The sequence below is a fragment of the Xenorhabdus lircayensis genome (assembly GCF_016306625.1).
Classification (GTDB): Bacteria; Pseudomonadota; Gammaproteobacteria; order Enterobacterales; family Enterobacteriaceae; genus Xenorhabdus; species Xenorhabdus lircayensis.
In genome coordinates this window covers 17,625-19,094 of sequence record NZ_JACOII010000058.1, presented here as the reverse complement: position 1 = coordinate 19,094, position 1,470 = coordinate 17,625, and the positions used below count along the sequence as shown (strand labels likewise).

3 protein-coding genes and 1 pseudogene are annotated in these 1,470 nt (G+C 46.7%); all 4 read left to right on the top strand.

The genetic code is table 11. The features are described from left to right. The first annotated feature begins 284 nt into the window (after positions 1 to 284). On the top strand, positions 285 to 605 hold the full coding sequence (locus H8A87_RS16365; RefSeq protein ID WP_232370317.1) for a phage holin, lambda family: 321 nt from the start codon (positions 285 to 287) through the stop codon (positions 603 to 605). Next, entirely contained in the window at positions 605 to 1,015 is a 411-nt protein-coding gene (locus H8A87_RS16360) for a structural protein (RefSeq protein WP_198690998.1), read from the top strand. Before H8A87_RS16365 ends, H8A87_RS16360 begins: the two co-directional genes overlap by 1 nt. Continuing rightward, complete coding sequence (locus tag H8A87_RS16355; protein WP_198690997.1) at positions 1,012 to 1,245, top strand: hypothetical protein; 234 nt, start codon at positions 1,012 to 1,014, stop codon at positions 1,243 to 1,245. The genes H8A87_RS16360 and H8A87_RS16355 overlap by 4 nt, the downstream gene beginning before the upstream one ends. 5 nt (positions 1,246 to 1,250) lie before the next feature. Next, positions 1,251 to 1,470 (top strand): annotated as a pseudogene (locus H8A87_RS16350) (lysis protein); the annotation flags it as partial.

The following is a 1,470-nucleotide window of genomic DNA, read 5'->3' as shown; positions in this document are numbered from 1 at the left end:
GTTCAAATCCAAGGCTGCGCTCCGGCGTGGCCTTTTTTATCCCCACTTTCCGTTTTTTCTCCCTTATTTGAGGGATGAAAACAAGAAGTGGCCATAGCTCATTAACCGGATTTGCCACCGCAATCACTCCTATCACATCCGTATCCACACATTGCGGCTGGCATCCCTAACTATTTGAATTAATTCCGTTATGGGAATTCCCATATCGGTATCTCCCATTAACTTAACTCACAGGGGCGAACATAGCTCACCCCACGGACGCCCATTGCTCAATGGGGTGGAATATGAAGATGAAAGAAAATCCTGATTTGTGGGCCGAAGTACTGAACGGTCTGAAAAACTCGTGGCCGCAGGTATCCGGCACACTATTAGCTGCGGCAATTTGTTACGGCCGTCTGATTTACGATGGTGTGGAACGTAAGAACCGATGGATTGAAGCGCTGCTATGCGGTGCATTCTCGTGGAGCATTACAAGTGGTCTGGAAACGTTCGGCATTCCTATCAACTTTGCCCCGGCTATTGGTGGCGCCATTGGATTTATCGGTGTGGAAAAAATCCGCGAGTTTGCGATTCGGGCCATCAATAAGCGTTTGGGAGATAAGTAATGACCAGAGGCATACGCAATAACAATCCGGGCAACATTGACCATAACCCGGCCAATAAGTGGCAAGGTCAGTTGAAGCATGATCTGAGTATTGAAAAGCGGTTCTGTCGGTTTGAGTCTGCCGAATATGGTATTCGGGCACTGTTCAAATTGCTGAGGAACTATCAGCTCAAACACCAGCTACACACGATTAGAAAAATCATCAATCGTTATGCCCCGCCTACGGAAAATAACACGGAAAGCTACATTCGTTTTGCGGCTGAAAAGGTTGGTGTCTCTCCTGATGCGAAGATATCGGCTCAGGATAAGAAAGTCCTGTTTGCTCTGGCAGAGGGCATTATCAAGATGGAAAACAGCAACCTGCAACCTTATTCCGAGGCGACGTTTGAAAAAGCGTATGAACTCTTATGATAGATAGCACTATAGCTATTTTTGTGCTCTATGTCCTTGGCTACGTAGGGACGCTCATTATTTCGGTATTGATAGAAAAGCGTGCCGTAGAAAGGTATGGCAAAGAACCGGAGGCGTTCTTTGTCCTTGTGGTAGTGTCGGTGGTTTGGCCATTTATGGTTGTGACTGCTCCCATTGCTTTTGGATTAAGTTTTTTAACCGATAAATATAATAAATTTGTTGGAAAGTAATAACGATGAAATTCAACAGCCAGTACTTCACCCTCGGGGCTTTTGCTGTCGTCGCGGGTCTGCTTTGGTTCTATTACAGTGAGTATCGGGACAAGGCCAAGGCTTACGCGGAACTGGATACGAAGTATCAGCATCAGGTCGCTGCGATAAAAGACCAGCAAGAGCGCATCCAGCATCTCTCAGCACTGGACACCCGTCACACACAGGAGCTAACCAATGCCAAAT